Source organism: Phaeobacter sp., from assembly GCF_022825805.1.
GTDB lineage: Bacteria > Pseudomonadota > Alphaproteobacteria > Rhodobacterales > Rhodobacteraceae > Phaeobacter.
The window spans coordinates 1-20,270 of sequence record NZ_JAJDWC010000043.1 but is presented as its reverse complement, the minus strand read 5'-3'; the positions used below and the strand labels follow the sequence as shown (position 1 = coordinate 20,270).

21 protein-coding genes and 1 pseudogene are annotated in these 20,270 nt (G+C 60.0%); 9 read left to right on the top strand and 13 right to left on the bottom strand.

Going from position 1 to position 20,270, the window contains the following annotated elements; translation table 11 throughout:
- Nucleotides 1-117 precede the first annotated feature (117 nt).
- The 3 genes from ligA to Q0C28_RS04805 all read left to right on the top strand — a co-directional run bounded on the left by ligA (nucleotide 118) and on the right by Q0C28_RS04805 (nucleotide 4,791).
- On the top strand, nucleotides 118-2,376 hold the full coding sequence (gene ligA, locus Q0C28_RS04815) for an NAD-dependent DNA ligase LigA (protein ID WP_293573518.1): 2,259 nt from the start codon (nucleotides 118-120) through the stop codon (nucleotides 2,374-2,376).
- Complete coding sequence (gene recG / locus Q0C28_RS04810; RefSeq protein ID WP_293573517.1) at nucleotides 2,373-4,463, top strand: ATP-dependent DNA helicase RecG; 2,091 nt, start codon at nucleotides 2,373-2,375, stop codon at nucleotides 4,461-4,463. Before ligA ends, recG begins: the two co-directional genes overlap by 4 nt.
- Before the next feature lie 205 nt (nucleotides 4,464-4,668).
- On the top strand, nucleotides 4,669-4,791 hold the full coding sequence (locus Q0C28_RS04805; RefSeq protein WP_293573516.1) for a hypothetical protein: 123 nt from the start codon (nucleotides 4,669-4,671) through the stop codon (nucleotides 4,789-4,791).
- Nucleotides 4,792-5,236: 445 nt separating this feature from the next.
- Here Q0C28_RS04805 and Q0C28_RS04800 read toward each other — a convergent pair whose 3' ends face one another.
- Complete coding sequence (locus Q0C28_RS04800) at nucleotides 5,237-5,689, bottom strand: iron-sulfur cluster assembly scaffold protein (RefSeq protein ID WP_293573515.1); 453 nt, start codon at nucleotides 5,687-5,689, stop codon at nucleotides 5,237-5,239.
- A 60-nt stretch (nucleotides 5,690-5,749) separates the two neighbouring features.
- Here Q0C28_RS04800 and hisI point away from each other — a divergent pair, with 60 nt between their 5' ends.
- On the top strand, nucleotides 5,750-6,127 hold the full coding sequence (hisI, locus tag Q0C28_RS04795) for a phosphoribosyl-AMP cyclohydrolase (protein WP_293573514.1): 378 nt from the start codon (nucleotides 5,750-5,752) through the stop codon (nucleotides 6,125-6,127).
- Nucleotides 6,128-6,183: 56 nt separating this feature from the next.
- Here the strand turns inward: hisI and gluQRS are convergent, their stop codons facing one another.
- The 4 genes from gluQRS to Q0C28_RS04775 form a co-directional block, all read right to left on the bottom strand.
- Nucleotides 6,184-7,044: a tRNA glutamyl-Q(34) synthetase GluQRS gene (gluQRS, locus tag Q0C28_RS04790; RefSeq protein ID WP_293573513.1), complete on the bottom strand. Its 861-nt coding sequence runs from the start codon at nucleotides 7,042-7,044 to the stop codon at nucleotides 6,184-6,186.
- The gene (locus tag Q0C28_RS04785; RefSeq protein WP_293573512.1) at nucleotides 7,041-7,655 is read right to left on the bottom strand and encodes a methyltransferase domain-containing protein; all 615 of its coding nucleotides are present in this window, start codon (nucleotides 7,653-7,655) and stop codon (nucleotides 7,041-7,043) included. The genes gluQRS and Q0C28_RS04785 overlap by 4 nt, the downstream gene beginning before the upstream one ends.
- A 33-nt stretch (nucleotides 7,656-7,688) precedes the next feature.
- Nucleotides 7,689-9,032 (bottom strand): methylenetetrahydrofolate--tRNA-(uracil(54)-C(5))-methyltransferase (FADH(2)-oxidizing) TrmFO, encoded by a 1,344-nt coding sequence (gene trmFO / locus Q0C28_RS04780; protein ID WP_293573511.1) that lies wholly within the window; start codon nucleotides 9,030-9,032, stop codon nucleotides 7,689-7,691.
- A 721-nt stretch (nucleotides 9,033-9,753) separates the two neighbouring features.
- On the bottom strand, nucleotides 9,754-10,542 hold the full coding sequence (locus Q0C28_RS04775) for an enoyl-CoA hydratase (RefSeq protein ID WP_293573510.1): 789 nt from the start codon (nucleotides 10,540-10,542) through the stop codon (nucleotides 9,754-9,756).
- A gap of 65 nt (nucleotides 10,543-10,607) precedes the next feature.
- Here Q0C28_RS04775 and Q0C28_RS04770 point away from each other — a divergent pair, with 65 nt between their 5' ends.
- Nucleotides 10,608-11,042, top strand: coding sequence for a PaaI family thioesterase (locus Q0C28_RS04770; protein ID WP_293573509.1), 435 nt, complete (start codon nucleotides 10,608-10,610; stop codon nucleotides 11,040-11,042).
- On the opposite strand, the gene asd is transcribed toward Q0C28_RS04770, so the two are convergent.
- From asd to Q0C28_RS04750, 4 genes are all read right to left on the bottom strand, one after another.
- Complete coding sequence (gene asd, locus Q0C28_RS04765) at nucleotides 11,039-11,944, bottom strand: archaetidylserine decarboxylase (protein WP_293573508.1); 906 nt, start codon at nucleotides 11,942-11,944, stop codon at nucleotides 11,039-11,041. The genes Q0C28_RS04770 and asd overlap by 4 nt on opposite strands.
- 162 nt (nucleotides 11,945-12,106) lie before the next feature.
- On the bottom strand, nucleotides 12,107-12,970 hold the full coding sequence (speE, locus tag Q0C28_RS04760) for a polyamine aminopropyltransferase (RefSeq protein ID WP_293573507.1): 864 nt from the start codon (nucleotides 12,968-12,970) through the stop codon (nucleotides 12,107-12,109).
- Nucleotides 12,967-13,482, bottom strand: coding sequence for an adenosylmethionine decarboxylase (gene speD, locus Q0C28_RS04755; RefSeq protein WP_293573506.1), 516 nt, complete (start codon nucleotides 13,480-13,482; stop codon nucleotides 12,967-12,969). Before speD ends, speE begins: the two co-directional genes overlap by 4 nt.
- 196 nt (nucleotides 13,483-13,678) lie before the next feature.
- Nucleotides 13,679-13,912 (bottom strand): DUF1127 domain-containing protein, encoded by a 234-nt coding sequence (locus Q0C28_RS04750; RefSeq protein WP_293573505.1) that lies wholly within the window; start codon nucleotides 13,910-13,912, stop codon nucleotides 13,679-13,681.
- Nucleotides 13,913-14,003: 91 nt separating this feature from the next.
- Here Q0C28_RS04750 and Q0C28_RS04745 point away from each other — a divergent pair, with 91 nt between their 5' ends.
- Nucleotides 14,004-15,419, top strand: coding sequence for a PLP-dependent aminotransferase family protein (locus tag Q0C28_RS04745; protein ID WP_293573504.1), 1,416 nt, complete (start codon nucleotides 14,004-14,006; stop codon nucleotides 15,417-15,419).
- 98 nt (nucleotides 15,420-15,517) lie between these two features.
- Here the strand turns inward: Q0C28_RS04745 and Q0C28_RS04740 are convergent, their stop codons facing one another.
- Nucleotides 15,518-15,958 carry a hypothetical protein gene (locus Q0C28_RS04740; protein ID WP_293573503.1) on the bottom strand — a complete coding sequence of 147 codons (441 nt, stop codon included), beginning with the start codon at nucleotides 15,956-15,958 and terminating at the stop codon, nucleotides 15,518-15,520.
- A gap of 247 nt (nucleotides 15,959-16,205) precedes the next feature.
- On the opposite strand from Q0C28_RS04740, the gene Q0C28_RS04735 reads away from it, so the two are divergent.
- From Q0C28_RS04735 to rpsI, 3 genes are all read left to right on the top strand, one after another.
- Complete coding sequence (locus Q0C28_RS04735) at nucleotides 16,206-16,622, top strand: VOC family protein (RefSeq protein WP_293573502.1); 417 nt, start codon at nucleotides 16,206-16,208, stop codon at nucleotides 16,620-16,622.
- A gap of 259 nt (nucleotides 16,623-16,881) precedes the next feature.
- Nucleotides 16,882-17,340, top strand: coding sequence for a 50S ribosomal protein L13 (gene rplM, locus Q0C28_RS04730; RefSeq protein ID WP_293573501.1), 459 nt, complete (start codon nucleotides 16,882-16,884; stop codon nucleotides 17,338-17,340).
- Nucleotides 17,341-17,345: 5 nt separating this feature from the next.
- The gene (rpsI, locus tag Q0C28_RS04725; RefSeq protein ID WP_293573500.1) at nucleotides 17,346-17,831 is read left to right on the top strand and encodes a 30S ribosomal protein S9; all 486 of its coding nucleotides are present in this window, start codon (nucleotides 17,346-17,348) and stop codon (nucleotides 17,829-17,831) included.
- 393 nt (nucleotides 17,832-18,224) lie between these two features.
- On the opposite strand, the gene Q0C28_RS04720 is transcribed toward rpsI, so the two are convergent.
- The 3 genes and pseudogenes from Q0C28_RS04720 to Q0C28_RS04710 form a co-directional block, all read right to left on the bottom strand.
- Complete coding sequence (locus Q0C28_RS04720) at nucleotides 18,225-18,842, bottom strand: TetR/AcrR family transcriptional regulator (protein WP_293573499.1); 618 nt, start codon at nucleotides 18,840-18,842, stop codon at nucleotides 18,225-18,227.
- Entirely contained in the window at nucleotides 18,835-19,716 is an 882-nt protein-coding gene (gene ppk2 / locus Q0C28_RS04715) for a polyphosphate kinase 2 (protein ID WP_293573498.1), read from the bottom strand. Before ppk2 ends, Q0C28_RS04720 begins: the two co-directional genes overlap by 8 nt.
- A 60-nt stretch (nucleotides 19,717-19,776) precedes the next feature.
- Nucleotides 19,777-20,270: pseudogene (locus Q0C28_RS04710) on the bottom strand (hypothetical protein); the annotation flags it as partial.

Sequence of the window (20,270 nt, the reverse complement as noted above, 5' to 3'; positions counted from 1 at the left end):
AAATCCCGCTTCGGCGGGATTTGTTGTTTTTACGGCCCATAAGAAATCCGAAAGCTTCTGGACCTGCTGCTGTCTGCGCCCTATCACCTAGTCAAAGACAAGAAGAAGGCGACGCCCATGACCCAGCCTGGTGATTTCGACCCGACATCCCTGACCCTCGACGACGCGCGCCGCCTGTTCGAACAGCTGCAGGAAGACCTGCGCCTGGCCGATCTGGCCTATCACCAAAATGATGCGCCAGAGATCAGCGATGCGGAATATGACGCAAAGAAGCGTCAGTATCGGGCGCTTGCGGACAATTTTGCGCCGCTGGCCGCCGAGGCAACGCAGCTAAACAGCGTGGGCGCGCCCGCTGCGGCGGGATTTGGCAAGATCACCCATGCCATCCGGATGATGTCGCTGGGCAATGCGTTTGACGACGGCGATGTGGTCGATTTTGACAAAGGGCTGCGCAAATATCTGGGGCTTGGTGCCACTGCGCCGCTGGCCTACACCGCCGAGCCGAAAATTGATGGCCTGTCGCTATCGCTGCGCTACGAAAACGGCATCCTGAAACATGCCGCCACCCGTGGTGACGGCGAAACCGGGGAGAATGTCACCGCAAACGCCCGCACGATTGCTGACATCCCGCAGGAAATTGCCAACGCCCCGGCGGTGCTGGAGGTGCGCGGCGAAGTCTATATGAGCCACAGCGATTTCGAGGCGCTCAACCAGCGTCACGCCGCGCAAGGGGGCAAGACATTTGCCAATCCGCGCAATGCGGCGGCGGGGTCCTTGCGGCAGTTGGATCCCGAAATCACCCGCGCGCGGCCTTTGCGCTTTTTCGCCTACAGCTGGGGTGAACTGAGCGAGGCCCTGGCGTCGACGCAATTTGCAGCACTGCAAAGACTGCGCGACATGGGTTTTCAGACCAACCCGCTGACACAGCATTGCGAAACACTGCCTGAGCTGATCGCGCATTACCGCAAGATCGAAGAGCAGCGCGCCACGCTGGGTTACGATATCGACGGCGTTGTCTACAAAGTGGACAGCTTGGATCTGCAGGCGCGGCTTGGCTTCCGCTCCACCACGCCACGCTGGGCCATTGCGCATAAATTTCCCGCGGAGCTGGCCTGGACCCGGCTGGAGGGCATCGACATCCAGGTGGGCCGCACCGGCGCGCTGAGCCCGGTTGCGCGGTTGCACCCGGTGACTGTGGGTGGCGTTGTTGTGTCCAATGCCACGCTGCACAACGAAGACTACATCGTCGGTCTGGACTCCAAAGGCGAGGAGATCCGCGGCGGCAAAGACATCCGCATCGGGGATTGGGTGCAGGTTTACCGCGCTGGGGATGTGATCCCAAAAATCGCCGATGTCGATCTGTCCAAACGGCCAGACGACAGCACGCTCTACACTTTTCCCACCCACTGTCCGGAATGCGACAGCCTGGCGGTCCGCGAAGAGGGCGACGCCGTGCGCCGGTGCACTGGCGGGTTGATTTGCCCGGCACAGGCTGTTGAAAAGCTGAAACATTTTGTCTCGCGCAAGGCCTTTGACATTGATGGTCTCGGCGCCAAACAGATCGAAATGTTCTACAACGATCCGACGCTGCCCATCAAAACGCCGGCTGATATCTTTACCCTGCAGACGCGCGATGGTGCGACTTTGGCACGCCTGAAAAACCGTGAAGGCTGGGGGGATACGTCGGCCAATAATCTCTTCGCGGCGATTGACGCCAAACGCACTATCCCGCTCGCACGACTGATTTTCGGGCTTGGCATCCGCCATGTCGGCGAAGTTGGAGCCCGTGATCTGGCGCTGCACTATCTCGATTGGGACGTGATAGCCCGCGCGGTTGATGCCGCGCGCCCCGCCGCGCTGGCCCATCGCGCTGCGGACGAGGCCGAAGACGCCGAGCGCATTGCCGCCGCGCAGGCCGGGCGTCGCGCACGTATCAAAGAAGTGCGGGACAAGGCGATTGCCACCTATGCGGTTGACGATCAGGCGCGATCAGCCTGGGAGGATTTGACCGGAATCGACGGCATTGGCGCGACACTGGGCCTGTCCTTGTCGGATGCTTTTGCCAACCCGGATGAACGTGGCGCCATTGATGCGCTGCGGGCCCATCTCACCACTCTGCCGCCCGAGGTGCCGACACAGAGCAGCCCCGTTGCGGGCAAAACCGTGGTCTTTACTGGCACGCTGGAGAAATTGACCCGCGCAGAGGCCAAGGCCCGAGCGGAATCGCTGGGGGCCAAAGTCGCAGGATCCGTGTCGAAGAAAACCGATATTCTGGTGGCGGGTCCGGGTGCAGGATCAAAGGAACAAAAGGCGCGCGATCTCGGCATTCAGATCGTGGACGAGGATGGTTGGCTGGCCATGATCGAGGGCGCATGAGCGGCAGACCAGAAGTTCTGTTCCCGCTGTTTGCGGGCATTGACACCCTGCAAGGCGTGGGGCCCAAGACGGCGCAGCACTTCGCTCAGCTCGCCATAGAGTCGCCCCGCGACCTGTTGTATTCATTACCTTATTCAGTGGTGGACCGCAGGCGTCGCAGCACCATCCAGGGCCTGAATTTTCCGGTTGTGGCCACGGTCGAAGTGACGGTTGGCAGCCACAAACCCGCGCGCAACAAAGGCGGCGCCTATCGCATCAACGTGGAGGATGCGGAGACGGCGTTTCAGCTGGTGTTTTTCCACGGGCGCAGCCGCTATCTGGAGGCGCAGCTGCCCGAGGGATCGCGCCGTGTTGTCTCCGGCAAGTTGGAGCTGTTTGATGGTCTGGCGCAGATGGTGCACCCTGATTACATGGTGGCGCTTGCAGATGCCGATGATATTCCGGATTTCGAGCCCGTATACCATCTGACCCACGGTGTGTCGCAGAAAACCATGTTCAAAGCGGCGCGGAGCGCGTTGGACCGGTTGCCACACTTGCCGGAATGGATTGATCCCTCGCAGGTGGCCAAAGACAGCTGGCCCAGTTGGCAGGACGCGCTGATGGCCGCGCATCAGCCGCAGGGGCTTGATGATATGATGGCGGAGGCCCCGCATCGTCAGCGGCTGGCCTATGACGAGTTGTTTGCCCATCAGCTGACCCTGGCTTTGGCGCGCCAGCAGGATCGGGCGCTGCCCGGGCGGGTGTCCACGGCGACCGGGGCGTTGCAATCGCGGGTGCTGGCGGCTTTGCCCTATCGGCCCACGGGTGCGCAGGGCCGCGCCATCGAAGAAATCAGCGCAGATATGGCCCGGCCGCTGCGGATGAACCGTCTGCTGCAGGGCGATGTGGGGGCAGGCAAAACGCTGGTCGCTTTTATGGCCTTGTTGATCGCGGTCGAAGCAGGCGGGCAGGGCGTGATGATGGCGCCCACGGAAATCCTGGCCCACCAGCACCTGGAGGCGCTGCAACCTTTGGCCGAAACCGCAGGTGTGGTGCTGGAAATTCTGACCGGTCGGGACAAGGGGCGCGAGCGCAAGGCAAAATGCGCCGCGCTTGCCCGGGGCGATATTCATATTCTGGTGGGCACCCATGCGGTGTTCCAGGCGGATGTGGAGTTTTCGGATCTGCGTCTGGCCATCGTCGATGAACAGCACCGCTTTGGCGTGCGCCAACGCATGGAGCTTGCAGAGAAGGGCAAGGGTGCCGATGTGCTGGTGATGACGGCCACGCCCATCCCGCGCTCTTTGGCGCTGACGCAATATGGCGACATGGATGTCTCGATCCTGGATGAAAAACCGCCGGGCCGCCAACCGGTAAAGACCGCGGTGATCAGCACAGAACGGATGGACGAGGTGGTCAGCCATCTCCGTCGTGCGATTGACGAGGGCCGCCAATGCTATTGGGTTTGCCCGTTGGTCGAAGAATCCGAGGTCATGGATCTGACCGCTGCAGAAGAGCGGTTCAAACGGCTGCGCGCCACCTTGGGCGACGATGTGGTGGGGCTGGTGCACGGCCAGATGCCCCCAAGCGAAAAAGATGCCGCCATGGCGGCGTTTCAGGCAGGCCAGACCAAAGTGCTGGTGGCCACAACGGTGATCGAAGTGGGCGTCAACGTGCCCAATGCTTCGATCATGGTGATTGAGCGGGCGGAGATTTTTGGTCTGGCGCAATTGCACCAGCTGCGCGGGCGTGTTGGCCGTGGCAGCGCGGCGTCGACCTGTTTGCTGCTCTACCAATCGCCGCTGAGCAAAGGCGGACAGAAACGGCTGGAAATTTTGCGCGAGACCGAAGATGGCTTTCGGATTGCCGAAACCGATCTGGAGATGCGCGGCGCGGGGGATGTGATCGGCACCGCGCAATCCGGCTTGCCGCGGTTTCGCATTGCCGATCTCGAACGCCAAGCAGGTCTGATGGCGATTGCACAAAGTGATGCGCGCGCCTTGTTGACCACCGATCCTGATCTGTCCAGCCCACGTGGGCAGGCCGCTCGGGTGCTGTTGTGGCTGATGAAGCAGGACCAGGCGATCCGTTTGATTTCCGTGGGTTGACCCGCTGTTTTGCCGCGCGATGAACGCGGCTGTTGCGCTGCTGTGATCGCCTTTGATCCCTGGGCGCAGGCCTTGGTTGTTCTCATGTTCTCACCTGTTCGCAAAATGTTCTCATAAAGTTCTTTACTTGATCACGGAATCATGAGAACAAAGGAGCAACACAAACGCCGGAGAGCGACAGCACGATAGACAGGAGGCCACCGCCATGATGACCCAGATCAAGACAACTGTTCAGAATGCCAATTCGACTTTGCTGCAGGACGCAATCGGTGTTGCAGCCTTGGGCGTGATGCTGTTTGCAGGGTTGCACCTGCCTGGGCTGTTCTGATCGCCCGCTCGCGGTTTTGATCTGCGGTATCCTCGTCAGATCGTCCCCTCGCCATATTCTCGCCGCCCCTCTGCTGAGGCGGCGACAGATGTTACAGATTTCCTGATTGCACTCTTTATGCCGATTGGCACCACTACATGTCCCAACTCACCGGATCTGATCGCCTGTCAGTGACGGTTGGCCTGCCTCAGGCCGCAATGGTGCCCATCGGGTCCCGCATAAGAGCGCTTGCCTGCCGCCGCTGACCATCGTGTTGGCGGCGGTTTTTTCATTTTGGCCACATCTGGCGGAAACAGTTGAAAACCGGAACGCGCAGGGCAGGGGCCAAAGATCCCAACCCCGTTGAACCCATGGCTGGCCCAATGCATCAGATGAACCCCAACGGGCAAACATCACGCGCCGCAGCATGGGGCCTGAAGCAAGACGGAAAAATGTCAGGGTACGTTTACGCGCAGGTCTGGCTTTGATGCTCGCGCAGCCCTTCCAGCGTGGCATCCATCGCCAACATGATCGAGGCATGGCGGTTCTTGAAATCGCGGGCCGGGATCAGAACCTCAAACCCGTCGAATGGCGCATCGGGCACGGGTGCTTCTTCGGTCAGCATGGCTTTCAACTGCTGGCGGCCAATCTCGACCTGCTCCAGCGTGCAGCCGATGATCACCTCACCCACCACAGCCGCTGCTGCCTGACCCAGAGCGCAGGCCTTCACATCCTGGCCATAGCCGGTGATCACACCAGCCTCGATGTTCAGATCAACAGTCACGGTTGAACCGCAGAGCGGAGAGCGCTTCTTCACCGTGATCGATGGCGCCTCCAGCCGGTCCAGATGGGGAATATCCGCGGCCAATGCGAGAATGCGCGCGGAATAGAGTTTGATCAGATCCGTTTCACCCGACATGCTGCGTCCTTGGTCTTTCCCTTGCTGGCCGTTCCTCATACATAGGGGCGGAGTTCGCAGATGCAAAAGGTTTTTCCCATGTCGTTTGATCCTCATAGCCTGAAATTTGATGCGGCCGGGCTGGTGCCCTGCATTGCGCAGGACGAAGACACTGGTGAAGTGTTGATGATGGCCTGGATGAATGCCGCAGCGGTGCAGAAAACGCTGGAAACCGGCAAGGTCACATATTGGTCGCGCTCGCGCCAATCCTTTTGGGTCAAAGGCGAAAGCTCGGGTCACGTACAGGCTTTGGTGGATTTGCGGGTCGATTGTGACCGCGATGCGCTTTTGGCCGTGGTGCGCCAGACTGGCCCGGCCTGCCACACCAATCGCCGCAGCTGTTTTTACACGGCGATCCGCGATGGCGAAGAGGTCGAGCTGATGGAGCCGATGGTCTGAGCCAGCGTTGCCGTAAAGCGCGCGGAAACGCAGCCTTTTGCGGCCTACACAGGGATCTACACAGGGGCCTGTTCTAGGCCGACCATGGCGCGGATGTCTTGCGGCTGCGCGCCATCCTCGCGGTATTTGGCAATGGCACGGGCGTCGTCGCGTTTGGCAAGGCGTTTGCCCTGTTCGTCGCGGATCAGCCCGTGGTGATGGTAAACAGGCGTCGGCAGGTCCAGCAGCGCCTGCAACAGCACGTGGATCTGCGTGGCCTCAAACAGATCGGCACCGCGCACCACATGGGTGATGTCCTGATCGGCGTCATCCACCACCACCGACAGGTGATAGGCGCTGCCCATGCCGCGGCGCACCAGAATGATGTCACCAACCGCTTGGATCAGATGATCGGGATACAGCGGATGTGTTCCGCCATGGCTCTCCCCGGTTTCATCGAAGTGGCGCAGGGAGGCGGCCCTGACGGCTTTTGCCATATTCAACCGGATCACATCCTGCGGTCCTGCGTCAGCCATTGATCGGCTGCGGCAGCTGCCCGGATAGATACGCCCGTCCGGGCCAAATTGTGGCACGCCTTCCTGCGGGGCCCCGGCGGCAGCCTCAATATCGCGGCGATTGCAGCAACAGGGGTAGGTCAGGCCCATGGCGGTCAGCTGCGCCAGCGCGCTGCGATACCGCGGCAGCCGATCAGACTGCCGCATCACAGGATCAGGCCAGCGGAGACCCAGCCAGGCAAGGTCGTCATAAATCTGTTGTTCCCATTGCAACCTGGCGCGCGAGCGGTCGATATCCTCGATCCGCAATAGAAAACGGCCCTGCGCCGCACGTGCCATATCCGCAGCCAACAGCGCAGAGTAAGCATGCCCAAGATGCAGTGGACCGGTCGGGGAAGGCGCGAAACGAGTGGTGAATGTCACGCTTTCTCAATCACATAGACAGTGGACTTCAAGCTCTTTCCAGGCAGGTGATCACCGTGTTCCTGAAACAGCAACCGCGCGGCCCCAACATCGATCCATTCGGTCAGTTTGCTGGTATAGGCAGGATCGGCCAGAGTGTGATCATTGTAGGAAAACACAAACAACCCATCTTTTGGCAAGGCGTGCAGGATCATGTCGAACACCGTAGGTGGCGCAGCCCCGGTGCCCAGCACGCCGCAGCCGCTGATCTGGTGATAGCGACCTTTGGGGATCGGGGCGGGATCGCTGACCTCAATTGGAATGATCGTGCGATAGGCGCCTTTGGCCTCGGCCTGGGCGCGCATGTCGGGCGAGGGTTCCATCCCATCGACCACATCAAACCCATGGTGTCGCAACGCCAGACCAGACAGGCCAGTGCCGCAGCCAAAATCGAGGATGGGATCCTGCTTGCTGCGGGCAAAGCGCTCCCAAGCGGCGGCGATGCGGCCAGGTGTGGCGTAGCCATTGCCGGAGACTTCGCTGTCATAGGATGCGGCCCAGTCATTATAGAGATCCAGGGTCGCTTCAGGCGTTTCAAGGGCATAGGCCTTGTCGAGAAAGGTTTTGCTCATGCCACCAGCTTAGGCGCTGGCAGCAGGGGGCGTCTAGGGAAACTTCGCGATCCAGTCCGTCCAGGCGGCCTTGGCCCGGTCGGTATAGGCTTTGTACCGGTCTTTACGGCCGCGACGCCCGCCTTTCAGACCATCAACAGGCTGGAACAGGCCAAAGTTCACATTCATCGGCTGGAAGGTCTTGGCCTCTGCGCCGCCGGTGATGTGGTGGATCAGCGCGCCCATGGCGCTGTCCTGCGGCACGACGGGTAGGGTTTTGCCCAGAATTTCCGCCGCTGCCAGACGCCCGGCGAGCAATCCCATGGCCGCGCTTTCCACATAACCTTCGACGCCGGTGATCTGCCCGGCAAACCGTATGTGCGGTTTGCTTTTCAGCCGCATCTCATGATCCAGCAATGTCGGCGAGTTCAGGAACGTGTTGCGGTGAATGCCGCCAAGGCGCGCAAAGCTGGCGTTTTCCAGCCCCGGGATCATCCGCAGCACCTCGGTCTGGGCGCCATATTTCATCTTGGTCTGGAAGCCGACGATATTGAACAGCGTGCCCAGAGCGTTGTCGCGTCGCAATTGCACCACCGCCCAGGCTTTTTCCTCCGGTTTATGGGGGGTTGTCAGCCCAACCGGTTTCATTGGCCCATGGCGCAGGGTCTCGCGGCCACGCTCTGCCATCACTTCGATCGGCAGGCAGCCATCAAAATAGCCAGCGGTTTCGCCTTCGTGGAATTCGGTCTTCTCTGCCGCCAGCAGCGCATCGATGAATGCTTCATATTGCGCTTTGGTCATCGGGCAGTTGAGGTAGGCGGTGCGTTCTTCCTCTGTTTCGCCCTTGTCATAGCGCGACTGCATCCAGGCCTGAGACATATCAATGCTGTCGGCGTAGATGATCGGCGCAATCGCGTCAAAAAACGCCAAGGCCTCCGCCCCGGTTTCGGCCTGGATGGCCTGTCCCAGCGCAGGCGATGTCAGGGGGCCCGTGGCAAAAATCCAATGGCCGTCCTGCGGCAGAGTGGTGATTTCTTCGTAAGACACGGTGACATTCGGCAGCGCCTTCAGCCGTGCTGTGACCGTTTCGGCAAAGGGCTCGCGGTCAACCGCCAGTGCGCCGCCAGCGGGCAGGCGGTGCTGATCGGCCGTTGTCATGATCAGCCCATTGGCCGCGCGCATCTCCCAATGCAGCAAGCCAACGGCGTTTTGTTCATCATCATCCGAGCGGAAGGAGTTGGAACACACCATCTCCCCAAGATTGCCGGTCTGATGCGCAAAGGTCTCCACCTGGGGCCGCATTTCATGCAGCACCACATCCACACCCATATGAGCCGCCTGCCAGGCAGCCTCCGAACCGGCCATGCCGCCGCCAACGATATGCAAAGTCTGTGTCATGCAGCGCCACATAGGGCAGTGACGGCCCCGGCGCAACATAGGCGGCGCGGCGGTAGGTCAGATTTCCTGCAAAAGCGGCTGTTGGCCGTGCCGGCCGGGACTGCAAATGGGGCGGGGCCGCAAAGGGGAAAGGGCCGCAAAGGGGACTGTGCCGCAAAGGGGACGGAGCACAGTTTCATTGTGTTCGTTGTGCGCGGCCTGCTTGTTCACTGGGTGAAGTCGGTATGGATGCAGTCGGCATGGGCGCAGTCAGATCGTGCGCAGAACAACTGTCAGATGGCACTCGCGCTCTTGGGCGCGAGGTTTCGGGTCTGTGTTGGATGGGGCGATTGGGGTCGCTGGGGAACTGTCGACCGGAGGAGAGATCCGGCTGGAGGGACGGTCCGCATCAGCGACCCTAATTGTGACAGGATTTTAGACAATTTGTCATAATTCCCGCCCAATCTTTGCCATGTTCTTGCCTTTATTGAAAGGCTCAACATGGAAACAATACGTGCCAATTGGTAAACAAAGATTAAAATTCTTTGCAAGTTTTCGACAAAACGCGAAAAATCTCGCACAGCCGACCCCTGCGGCTGTCGCAGGGCGCAGGATTTGCTGCCGGGCTGAGGGAAAAGTCGCGACACCTCTGTCTCAGAACGTGAACGAGGCTGAGCCGCAGGTTCAGATCAACGGCCCCAGGTCAACAGGTTCAGATCAACAGGTCGTTACCGATGTGGGATTACTGATCTGCCCAATCCGGTTTGCGTTTTTCCAAAAACGCATCAATGCCTTCGACGGTATCCCGCAGCATCAGGTTTTCGACCATCACAGATCCGGTGTGTGCGTAGGCCTCTGCCAGCGGTCGCTCCAGCTGTTCGTAAAATGCGCGTTTGCCGATCCGCACCGCAGCGCCTAGTTTGCTGGCCACCGTTTCTGCCAGTTCCCGCGTCCGCGATTCCAGCGCGTTGGCTGGGACAGCGTGGTTGATCAGCCCCAGCTCTTCGGCGCGTGGCGCCGTGATAAACTGGCCGGTGGTCAGCATCTCAAACGCCTGCTTGCGGCCGATATTGCGGCTGAGCGCGACCATGGGCGTGGAACAAAACAGTCCGATGTTGACGCCGTTCACGCCAAATCGGGTGTCTTCTGCGGCCACAGCCATATCGCAAGAGGCCACCAGCTGGCATCCCGCCGCTGTAGCAATGCCATGCACCTGGGCGATCACTGGCTGCGGGATCTGCTGCAGCCCCAGCATAACCTCGGTGCAGCGCGCAAACAGATCGGCGAAATAGGCCGCGCCGCCATCTTCGGCCTGCCGCCCGGCGGTCATCTCGCGCAGGTCATGGCCCGCACAAAACGCCTTGCCGCGCCCTGCAAGGATCACCACGCGGGTGTCAGGGTCGGATTTCAGGGCCTCAATCTCGCTGTGTAACGCCGCCAGCATGTCATCCGACAGGGCATTCAGCCGCTCGGGTGCATTCAGATGCAGGGTCGCGATGCCCGCACTGTCGTGACGTTCCAAAATTGCCATCTTGTGTCCTCCGCGCAATTGCGGCCAACGTTAGAGGAAGTCTGTATGAATTGGGAAGGAAAACCATGGGTCTGGCGTTTGATGCCGCAGGGTTGGGGGACTACCTGCATGAGGTGTTTGCCGAGGTGGCAAATGATTTTGTCATAGAGCGGCTGGATGAAGACGGCATCACCATGCGGCTTGTGGTGGATGATCGCCACCTGCGTCCCGGCGGCACCATTTCCGGCCCGTCGATGTTTGCGCTGGCTGATGTGGCCGTCTACGCGCTGGTCCTGTCCCGGGTCGGGCGCGAGGCGCTTGCGGTCACCACCAATGCGTCCTTTGATTTCATGCGCAAACCGGCTGGAGGCACGCCTTTAATTGCGGAAGGTAAATTGTTGAAATTAGGTCGACAATTGGCTGTGGGGGACGTGCTGATCTATTCGAAGGGGGATCCCAGACCAGTCGCCAGATCGACCATGACTTATGCGATCCCGCCCAAGAAAGCGTCGAGCCCCTAGCGCGCAGGTGCCTCGCAGGCCGTTGCCAGGGGTTGGCCGACCTTGACCAGTGTTTCGCGGCCCATGGCGCTGTTGCTCAAAAGATCCTCGGCAAATTGGATCTTGCCGGGTTCAAACACCACGACGACCGTGGAGCCGCCGAATTTGAAATAGCCCTTTTCCTGCATCTTCTCCACCGCGCCCTGCGTGGTGGTGTTGATGATGGAGCCCACGCCAAAAGCGCCAACCTCCACAAAGGCATAGCCGCCGATCATGTCGTTTTCGACCAGGGTCCAGCTGCGTTTGTTTTCGCCAAACACATCTGGTCCCGCGCCCAATGCGATGGGGTTGACCGAATGCAGCGCGCCGGGCAGGTCCTGCGCCGCGGTGATGCGGCCCGAGGCGGGAAAATGGTAGCGGTGGTAATCCGCCGGGCAGAGCCGAACAATCGCCAAGGCCCCACCGATGAACCGCTCTGCCAGGTTAGGCAGCATGGTGCGGATGGACATCGGGTGACCTTTGACCGGGACAAAGACATCTTCGCTGAGTTCTGGAAATACCAGAACCCGACCGTCCGCCGGGCTGACAATCTGCTGCGGATCCGCGTCAAAAGGTCGGGCCTCGGGGCGCAGGTTGCGGGCGAAGAAGTCGTTGAAACTGTTATATAAATCAGTGGGTTGTGTTGCCTCGCTCATGTCGATTGACAGCTGCTCAACCACCGCGCTGATCTTGCCCCGCGACAGGCGGGAGTCAAACCACGTGCCCATCAACCGGCTGACCAGCGAAGAGCGGAACAGCAGCTTTTCCACTGGTTTGGCACTGGCGTTCTGATAGGCCCAGCGGATCCACTTTTCACCCAGAACCACCTCTTCAAAGGTCTCTCCGGTCTCACGGTCAACAACAAGGATCGGATCGCGCTGCATTGTGGGTCTGCCAGGTTTGTTTCGCTCCCGTCGCGCCTAGCAAAGACTGGCAGTCAGGCCAAGGGGGATTGGCGCGCAACGTCAGGGCCGGGACCGTCCAAGGGGCAGGAGTGACCATCAAGCCAAAGAAAAAGGGGGCCGAAGCCCCCTGATGTCGGTTCCTTACGGGAACAGTTTTCTCACATAATTGGGCAGGGCGAATGCCGCCTTGTGGACCTCTGGGTTGTAGTATCCGGTCTCAATCCCGGCTGCGGCAAAGCGCGCTTGCAGATCGTCCAATGCGACGTTGCGGGCCTTATCCGAATGGCTGCCCCAGCCAAAGGCCATTGGCCCGCCCGCATAGGTCGGCACTGAGGCCAGATAGCAGGAGGCATCCGCAAACAACGCCTGGAACGCGCGCAACGTGCCGGTCAGCTCATCCCCCTGCATGAAGGGCACGCCATTTTGCGTCACGATGATACCATCCTCAGACAGCGCGCGCGCCGCATGGCCATAGAAGGTGTCGGTGAACAGCACTTCGCCCGGGCCAATCGGGTCGGTGGAATCAACGATGATCACGTCAAATGTGTCGGTGTTCTCTTTCATGAAGAGCGCACCATCGTTGATCACCAGGTTGAGGCGGGGATCATCAAAGGCGCCGTCGCTGAGCATCGGCAGATACTCTTTGGAGAAATCCACCACGCCTGCGTCGATCTCCACCATGGTGACATGGTCGACCGACGTGTGGCGCAGCGCCTCGCGGGCCATGCCGCCGTCGCCGCCACCGATGATCAACACACGTTTTGCGTTGCCATGGGCCAGGATCGGCACATGGGTCAGCATTTCGTGGTAGATAAAGTTGTCGCCTTCGGTGGTCTGCACCACGTCATCCAGCGTCAGGATGCGGCCGAACTGACCGTTCTGGAACACTTTGAGGCGCTGATGTTCGGTGTTGCTGTCATAGAGCATTTCATCCACGCGCAGCCGTTGGGCATAGTGCTGGTGCAGGCTCTCGGTGATCCAGTTGGTGGATTTGGTGTCGCTCATGCGGCCGCCTCCTTGGACATGCGGGCGATCATCTCTTCGCCGCGCAGCAATTCACGCACGTCAACGGTTGGCGTTTCAAACGCCTCTTTCAGCACATCAACCGCTTTCCAGGGTTCCGCATCGCCGCACATGAAGACATCAAATGCGCCATAGCCGATCTCTGGCCAAGTGTGCACAGAGATATGGCTCTCGGCGAGCACCGCAACGCCAGACACGCCTTGCGGGGAGAATTTATGGGTGTGGATGTGCAGCAACGTGGCGCCGCAGACCTCTACGATCCGGCGAAAGGCGGTTTGGATGCGGTCTTCGCAATCCAGGCCAGTGCATTTGATGACTTCGATGATCAGATGGGTGCCTGCGAACACTTTTCCATCGCGGCGGATGAAATGGTCTTCGCGATCCGATTCAAGAACGGAATCAAGATTGGCTGCGGTCAAACCGCGGGCGGTATCTTCCTCATGGGCGCCTGTCTCCAGACCGATCCCCAGTTGGAAGAGGTTGGCGTCTGTCATGACACTCCCCTTCGTTCCAGTAGATGACAATCCAGCCGGCCCTTAGCGCCCCCCCGGATAAGAGTCCGGGGTTGGGATCGGTACCGAAAGTGAGAGGCCAACTAGGGCCTGGCGTGGATTCGATCAAGGATTTTTTTACCAAAAGAAAAAAGGCCGGGGCGTACCCCGGCCGTCGAGTGGTTCCTTTGCCCGGGGATCATGGGCGCCAGAACGGAAGAGTGGCTTGATAATGGGCCTCTTGGCGGCTCACCCCGATGTCTTTCAATTGATCGGGTGTCAGCGAGGCTAGGGTTTGTCGGGTGCGGCGGCGGACCGACCATTTGGTGACCAGCACAGCAAATGCGACAGCGACTTCGGCCAGCACCGGCAGGGCGGGGCGGCTGGACAGGTAGATCATGTCGGGGGATGTCGTCTGTTTGAACTGTGTCATGGTATTTTCCTATTGTATTGATACAATCCTGTGCTAAGATAGTATGTAAGGCGTACAATGTGTCAGATGATCTGTCCAAATAAGGATTGTAATGGGTACAATTTGGTCAAATGAGTTCAAACCGGACCTGTCCTCAAAGGTGGGGCCGAAGTACCGGCGTGTGGCCGATACAATCCGGCAGGCGATCGAGGAGGGTGCTCTTTGTATTGGTACAAAGCTGCCCCCCGTGCGCGAACTGGCCTATCAGCTGAACATCACCCCCGGCACGGTGGCGCGGGCCTATACGATCCTGACCGATGCGGGCCTGTTGCAGGCGGAGGTCGGGCGCGGCACCTTCGTGGCAGAGCCACAGACCAATGTGCCGGATGATGTGTGGTCACGGCAGTTGCACCTGCTGGAGGCCCGCGATCCCGGCCATGTCAGCCTGTTCAGCCCACGTCTGGCCGATGTGGGGCAGGTCAGCGCGCTCCGCGATGCGATGCGCCGGGTGACCGAGGCTGATCCGCTGCAATTTCTGAGCTATCCCACGCGCGACGCCTATGAACCGGTGCGGGATGTGGTGGCCAATTGGCTGTCAGATGATTTGCTGGGCAAGGTGCATCCGGATGATGTGGTGCTGACCCACGGCGGCCAAAACGGCATTCTGACCGTGTTTCAAACAGTGTTGAAAGACGTGCCGCCCACCATTCTGGTCGAGGATCTGTCCTACGCCGGCTTTCGCCGCGCGGCAGAGCTGACCCGCGCCAAAGTGGTCGGTGTGGCCATGGACGATCAGGGCATCCTGCCGGACTCCTTTGAGCTGGCGATCCGCAAAACAGGCGCAGCGGTGCTCTGCACCAGTCCCGAGGTCCACAACCCCACCGGGCTCTTCACCCCGCTGGAACGGCGCCAGGCACTGGTGGAGATTGCCCGCCGTCACGATGTGCAGATCATCGAGGACGATTGCTACCGCATGGGGCGGCCGCGCGCGCCTGGCTATCGCCTGCTTGCGCCCGAATTGGCGTGGCATGTCACATCGTTCTCCAAAACCCTCACCCCCGCGCTGCGGGTCGGCTTTGCCCTGGCACCCAAGGGGCGTGGTGCAGACCTGCGGCGCACTGCGGAATACAGTTATTTCGGCATTGCCCAGCCGCTGGCGGAATTGACGCGTATTTTGCTGGCCGATCCGCGCACCCCGGCGCTGGTCGACAAGGTGCGCAATGAAATGGCGAAATACGTGCGGGTGGCCGTCAATGCCCTTGGCAGTTTCGAACTGGTGTGGAACGACAGCGTACCTTTTCTATGGCTGAAACTGCCTTCGGGGTGGCGCGCTGCAGCCTTCACCCGCGCAGCAGAGGCCCAGGGCGTGCAGATCCGGTCTGCCGATGAATTCGCTCTGCGCGATGGCCGCGCCCCCAACGCCGTGCGCATCGCCATAAACGGCCATGTGTCGATCGAGCGTTTCGAAGACGCCATGCTCCGCCTGCGCGCCCTTCTGGACACGCCGCCCGAGCAGATCAGCGTCTGATATCGGCTACATGTCACGGATGAAGGGCGTTTCGCTGCCAAGATTGGCCCTGAAACAGCTGTGCTGCGGGACAGGGAGAGCCCGTCCCGCAGGGCGGATTATTCAATCCGTGTCGAAACCCCGAACGGGTGGTTGTTGCCAAAAGACCAGGAATCTCGCCCGGCTGCGATGCCTGCGGTGATCGCTGCTGTCAGCAAGCCCGCTGCGGAGTTTCCTCCAATGACCGTTCCGTTTAGTGCGGGGGTCATGATCGTGGTGCCGGACTGCGCGCCACCGTTACACTGCACATATGCCTTTGTTGGGCGCCCTTTGAACACCGGCACATTTACGGTGGCTGGGGTTGTAAAGGCGGCTTTGAATTCAGCACTCTCGACGGTGCATCGCGCCCCGACAACTTCGCGTAAATTGTCGCTGCTGGGTTGGCCGCCGGTTGTTGCCAGCTTTTCTTTGTCCAGCACGACATGGGTGCGGAATGCCAGTTCTTTGTACCCCTTTACGCGCTGGCTGTTGATGTTGGGGTCTTTCAGGGCAACGGACACGGGCGGTGTCGTAATTTTGGCAGCGTCCAGTCATCCGCTTAGCGCCAGCGGCAGCGCGCAAGCCAGAGCAATACGTTTGATCATATTGGGGGTCCTATAAATTGAATCGTTCTGATCGGCCGCGCTTTTAGCCTGTGTGGTGCGATCTGAATAGGGTAGATCCAGTCCGGTCGGATATAATACTGTGAAAACCGCGGCATGGCGGCCGGTGCCATTCTGCGAACTCATATGAAAAGGAGGAGCTGTGATGATTGCATATGTCAGCGTCGGGGTGGACGATCTGGTCCGGGCGAAGCGGTTTTATCAGGCCTTCTTGCCCGCCCTTGGCTATGATCTGAGCGAAGGGCCCGAGGGGCTGAGTTATTCCTTGCCGCTGCGACCCGGTCAGACCACTGCGTTTCCGGATTTCTATGTCAAACCGCCCTTTGACGGGCAGCCCGCAACCGCGGGGAATGGCGCGATGGTGTCGTTTGAAACCAGCAGTCGGCAACAGGTGCAGGAGCTGCATACGGCTGGGCTGCGTGCCGGTGGCACCGACGAAGGTCAGCCGGGGTTTCGCGCCGCCTACAGCCCGAATTTCTACGTGGCTTATCTGCGCGACCCACAGGGCAATAAGATCGGTTTGTTCTTTGCGGATCCCACGATACCCACAAAGGACCACTGACCTGTGCCTTTTGCCACCAGCGCGTCCAGCGGGGCGATCCACATCGGACCCTGGTGTGATCTGGAATTGCCGACACAGGCTGTGATATTGTGGATTGCCCTTGGGGTAAAATAATACCTATTTTATAAGATGCTGTTTTTACATGATTAAAAACGGTTCCGCTGTGTTGACTGCCTGTCAAAGACCCCATAGAACCGGCCCATCGAATTCAGGTGCGCAGATTCATGCGGGCCGTCACGACAAACAGGATAGACCTGCTATGAAAACCTTCTCTGCTACACCGGCAGACATCGAGAAGAAGTGGATCATCATCGACGCCGAAGGCGTGGTGCTGGGCCGTCTCGCCTCGATCGTCGCCATGCGTCTGCGTGGCAAGCACAAAGCGTCCTTCACTCCGCACATGGATATGGGCGACAACGTCATCGTGGTCAACGCTGACAAGGTCCAGATGACCGGCAAGAAGCGCGAAGAGCACTTCTACTGGCACACTGGCCACCCCGGCGGCATCAAATCCCGCACCAAACAGCAGATCCTGGAAGGCGCGCACCCAGAGCGCGTTGTTTACCAGGCTGTGAAGCGCATGCTGCCAGGCAACCGCCTGTCCCGTCAGCAGATGACCAACCTGCGGATCTATGCCGGTGCTCAGCACCCGCATGAAGCCCAGGCACCAGAAGTTCTGGACGTTAAGTCCATGAACAAGAAAAACACCCGGAGCTGATATCGATGGCTGATCAGATTAACACTCTCGAAGAGCTCGCAGCTGCAACCGGCGTGGAAGCCGTTGTAGAAGAAACCATCGCACGCGAACCCGTCCGTGACGAACTGGGCCGCTCCTATGCGACCGGTAAGCGGAAAGACGCAATCGCACGCGTTTGGATCAAGCCAGGTTCCGGCAAGGTCTCCGTCAACGGCAAAGAGATGAACGCATATTTCGCGCGTCCGGTGCTGCAGATGATCCTGCGCCAGCCTTTCCAGGTTGCTGGTGTCGAAGACCAGTTTGACGTCTACGCGACCGTCAAAGGCGGTGGTCTGTCCGGTCAGGCTGGCGCGGTCAAGCACGGCATCTCCAAAGCTCTGCAGCTGTATGATCCGTCCCTGCGTGGCGCTCTGAAAGCTGCTGGCTTCCTGACCCGCGACAGCCGGGTTGTGGAACGGAAGAAATTTGGCCGCCGCAAAGCGCGTCGTTCCTTCCAGTTCTCCAAGCGTTAAGCTTTATCGCATTCTATTTCGAAAAGGGGCCTTTCGGGGCCCCTTTTTGCATTTTGGCGACCAGTGTCCGATGCGCCTTTCGTTGTGCGCCCTGTGCTATGGGCCTGATGTTATGGGCCTGATGTTTTGGGCCCGGCGTTGTGCATCATGTGGGATGTGTGTGGGGTGGGATGTGTGTGCTTGGCGATCGGTGCCATGGCAGACGACGGTTCTGTCGCCAGCATCACGCACTGGCCCAGCCGTCATCACCGGGTGTCAAAGCCAGGCGTCAAAACCGGGCTTTTGCACGAAAAGGGCAGGAAGATAAGAGCGGACGGGAAACAGCGGTAACGCCCGGTGTTCAATGCGCGCGCTCTCCCCAGAGTCTGACGCAGAATTGCTGGCCAGCGGTGTTCAGCTATCAGGCTCAATCAGCCCCAATCCCCGCAGATAGATGCCAATCCCGCTTTCCAACAGATCTTCGGCCGGAAACGGCGAGGTGGCCCCGGGGGAATTGCGCGCATAAAGCTCCACCACACCGTGGCTCATCGCCAGGACATGAGCTGAGAACATAGAGGCAGGTGGGCGTTTTTCGGCTGGGATATGCTGGCTCAAATCCGCGGCCGCGCGTTCCAGGATGGCGCGCGCCCGTGCAGCCGCTTCGGCCAGTTCCGGTGTGCGATTGACTGAAATGCCACTTTCGAACATGGCGATGTAATGACCCGGATGCTTGCGCGCAAAGGCCAGATAGGCCCGGCCTGTGGCCTCAAAAGCGGAGAGCGCAGAGGGCTGGTATTTGTCATACGCATGCTGCATGAGATCAGCAAACATGATGTATCCCTGCCGCCCGGCTTCAGCGATCAGGTCCTCGCGACCAGCAAAATGGCGATAGACCGCCGCAGGTGTCACACCCGCCTTTTTGGCCGCTTCGGACAGGGTAAATCCTGTCGGACCTTTGGCCTCGATCAGATGCAGCGCGGCTTCGACCAGCGCCTGGCGCAGGTTGCCGTGATGATAGCCCCGTTTAGGCATGCCAGAGATCCGCACCGCCGCAGATCGCAGCCTCGATGTCCGGTTCTGTGGCTGCCAGCGCGTCCTCGTTTTTGTCGGGGTAGTCGATGGCGCGCAGCACATGGCGGATCGCAGCCAGCCGCGCCCGGCGTTTGTCATCGGCGCGCACCACGGTCCAGGGGCTGACAGGCGCATCGCTGCGCCGCAGGGTTTCAGCAATCGCCGCCGAATAGCTGTCCCAGCGCGCCAGACCTTTGACATCAATACTGCTGAGCTTCCACTGCTTCAGCGGATCATCTTCCCGCGCCAAAAACCGGCGCAGTTGTTCCGCGCGGCCCACCGTCAGCCAGATCTTGAACAGCTGAATGCCGTCTTCGACCAAGGCGGCCTCGAACCCATTGACCTGGCTGAAAAACCGCTCGCGCTCGGGGGCGGAGCAGAAGCCGAAGACATGTTCGACCACGCCGCGATTGTACCAGCTGCGGTCAAAGAATGTCAGCTCACCCGCAGAGGGCAGATGCGCGATGTAACGCTGGAAATACCACTGGCTGCGCTCTTGCTCGGTTGGTTTGGACAGGGCCACCACACGGGCCCCCCGCGGGTTCAGGTTTTCGCGAAATCGTTTGATGGTGCCGCCTTTGCCTGCGGCGTCGCGCCCTTCGAACAGGATGGCAATGCGTGCGCCGCTGTCGCGCACCCAGGCCTGCATTTTGACCAGTTCGATCTGCAGCGCCGCCATATCCCGTTCGTATATCTTGCGCGACAACCGCTCCCGGCAAGGGTAGGAGGGATCCAGCATATCGCCCTTGTCTGCCGCCAAAATGGCAGAGCGCATCTCGGCGGGGGCCTCTTCCTTGAAAAAATGGCTGATGGCACCGTCAAAGGGCAGGGGCATCGGAAATTCCTTCTGTCTTCTAACCCTTATATGGGGCTTTGCCGCCAAATGTGAATCGTTTTAACGCAGATCTTTGGTCAAACCGGCGCGCGATGCCGCCCGGTCCACCGCTGCGGCAACCGCATCTGTGGCCACCTGATGTGGCATATGACCGATGCCCTCCAGCGCCGTCAGCCGCGCCGAGGCAACGTCGCGCACCATCTGCTCGGCATGCAGAGACAGGCTGACAGTGTCGTCAGCGGTGCCATGGACCAATTCGATTGGCAGGGTCAAACTAGGGTAGCGCGGGCTCATGGCGGTGATTTCCGCCAACAGGTTGCGCCGTTGCAGCGCATTGGCGCGCATGGCGGAGCGGCGCAGGGTCAAGCTGGGGCCAAAATGGTCGAAATACCCCTCCGGCACAGGCTGCGGTGCAAACTGTAAATGCCGTTTCAAAAATCCCCAAAAGTGGCGAAGTAAAATTCCCCACTTTCTGGTCTCGGTGATCAGCCGGTTGTTGCGATCAGTTTCTCCTTTTTTGGTGGTCGGCCGCGTCGCTTTGGTGCGGGCGGTGG